The 2,669-nt window shown below is 65.2% G+C and carries 2 protein-coding genes; both read left to right on the top strand.

The annotated features are described in order from the left end of the window. The coding region (locus tag VIG90_RS13350) for a fimbrial biogenesis chaperone (protein WP_331594017.1) at positions 1–543 on the top strand (543 nt) is incomplete at its 5' end. Between the two features lie 40 nt (positions 544–583). Continuing rightward, positions 584–2,669 (top strand): fimbria/pilus outer membrane usher protein (locus VIG90_RS13345; protein ID WP_331594016.1); only part of this gene is annotated, 2,086 nt, incomplete at its 3' end.

The following is a 2,669-nucleotide window of genomic DNA, read 5'->3' as shown; positions in this document are numbered from 1 at the left end:
GCCTTCGCCTGGACACAGGAAAACGGCGAGGACGTGTACACGCCGACGAAGGATGTGCTGACGACGCCGCCGATCGTAACCATTCCTGCCAAGGGATCCCAGACGGTTCGCGTCGGCTTGCGCCAGCGCGATACAAGCGCGGAGCGCGCCTACCGCGTGATTGTCGAGGAAATTCCGCAGCAGATCGAAGGCGGGAATGCCATTCAAATGGTGCTGCGTCTCAACCTGCCCCTCTATGCGCTGCCCAAAACCCAGGGCAAGGCGGACCTGCATTGGTCAGCCTGGCGCGCATCCGATGGCAGCATGGTGGTTGAAGGGCGCAACAGCGGCACGCTGCATGAGCAGGTGCTGGAGCTGAGCGCCAGGACCGCTTCGGGCAAGAGCATCAACCTCAGCAAGACCATGGGCGTCGTGCTGCCCGGCAGCGCCCGGCAATGGAAAATCAGCAAGCCCGCAGGGCTGACGGCCGATGCCCCCTTTCAGCTGGTGACAAAAACTGCCCATGGCGAGAACCAGGAAACTCTCACTCTCGAGAAGCGCTAGCCATGTCGTCCTTGGGCTTGCCGTTGCTGCATGCCTGGGTGTGCCCAGTGCATGGGCGAGCAACGGCGCGCAGGATCTGGAAGCGGCTCTGCTCGAGGTGCGGCTGAACGGTCAGCCCCAGGGCGAGGCAGCCTTGTTCGCCCGCGATGCGGACGGCGTCATCTATGCCTCCAGGGCCAGTCTTGAGGCGTGGCGGATGCGGCAATTCTCGTCTCGCACCGTTGTGCTCGATGGCGAGACCTACTACGCCCTTGGTGGCGTCAATGGTCTGACGGCCACGGTGGACGAAGCAACCCAGAGCCTCGACATTTCGGCGCTTGCCACTCTTTTCAACGTGAACGACGCCAGGCTGGATGGTGGCGAAACCGGCCCAATGACCACCTCGGCCTGGGGCGGTTTCCTCAATTATGACGTCTACGCGCAGCATGGCGACGGCGATACCATCGTCAGCGGCTTTTTCGAAGCCGGCGTCTATTCGCCCCATGGCTACGGCACCACTCGCTTCCTCATGCCGGGCGGCCGGGACGGGGCCGGCCTCGTGCGCCTGGAGACCAGCTGGTCGATCGACGATCCGGAGCGGATGCGTTCCCTGCGGGTGGGCGACGGCATCACGCGCGGCGGCATCGGCGGCACGCCGCTGCGGTTCTCCGGCGTGCAGTTCGCGCGGAACTTCGCGGTGCAGCCCGGCTTCATCACCTTGCCGATGCCCACTGTTGGTGGTTCGGCGGCCCTGCCATCGACAGTTGACGTCTATGTGAACAATGCCCTGCGCGGCAGCCAGGACGTGCCGGCCGGCCCATTCCAGATCACCGACGTGCCGGTGATGACCGGTGCGGGTGACGTGCGCCTGGTGGTGCGCGATGCCCTCGGCCGGGAGACCGTCACCACCCAGTCCTACTTTGCATCGACGCAGATCCTCCGCCGTGGATTGCACGACTATTCCTACGAGGTCGGCTTTCTGCGCCAGGATTATGCGCGCCGCAGCAACAGCTATGGCGACCTGGCGGTGTCCGCCACCCATCGCTACGGCTTTACGGACCGGCTGACCGGCGAGGCCCATCTGGAGGCGACGGCGGATCAGCGCATGGCGAGCCTGTCTGCCGGGACACTGCTGCCGGGCGTCGGCGTGTTCACGGTTTCGGCTGCGGCCAGCCAGGGCGACAAGGGCACCGGCGGCATGGTCGGGCTGGGTTTCGAGAGCTTGTGGCGCACCGTGAGCTTTGGTGCGCGCACCGAACTGACCACCCGGAATTACGATTATGTCGGCCTTGCCTCCGACCGGCGCGCCGTGGCGCAGACGACCCAGGTTTATGCGGGTCTGCCCACCAGCTTCGGCTCGGTGAACCTCAATTATCTCTACCGCGACAGCCGTGACGACAGCGACGTGGAGATGGCGGGCGCAAGCGCCATGTTCCGCATTGGAGACATCGGAGCGCTCAACCTGACGGCCCAGCAATCGCTCAGCGGCCAGAAGAATACCATGCTGGGCGCCTACCTCAGCATTCCGCTGGGCCCCCGCCGAACGGCGTCGACCCGTGTCCAGCACACCGGCGGCAGGACGAGCCTGGGTGCGTCCCTCCAGCAGAACCTGCCGGAGGGCGAGGGAATGGGCTATCGCGCCGACGTCGAGAGAGGTGCTGACGAGCGGCTTTACGGTCAATTCAGCTACCAGACCGACTTCGGCCGCTACGATGTCGAGGCCACCCGCACCAACGGCAAGGCCGCCGTGCGCGCCACCGTCTCCGGATCGGTCGGGCTGATCGAGGGCGATGTGTTCACCGCCCGTCGGCTGGAGCAGAGCTTTGCCGCCGTCAAAGTGGGCGAGGTGAAGGGCGTGCAGGTCTATGCCGAAAACCAGCCTGTCGCCAAGACCAACAGCAAGGGCGTGGCCATCATTCCGCGCTTACGCCCTTATGAGAAAAACACCGTGCGGATCGAACAGTCCGACCTGCCGCTCGATCTCGCATCGGGCGCGTTCGAGAAGACGGTGCGGCCCTATAACCGCAGCGGCGTGATTGTGGAATTCGCGGCCGAATTGTCACACGGTGCGTTGATGACCGTGCTGCAGGAAGACGGCTCGCCGCTACCGGCGGGCGCGAAGGTGCGCGTGGCCGGCAGCAAGACTG

This window comes from Pedomonas sp. (genome assembly GCF_036515995.1).
In the GTDB taxonomy this organism is placed as follows: Bacteria; Pseudomonadota; Alphaproteobacteria; order Sphingomonadales; family Sphingomonadaceae; genus Pedomonas.
This window is presented reverse-complemented; position numbering and strand designations above follow the sequence as displayed.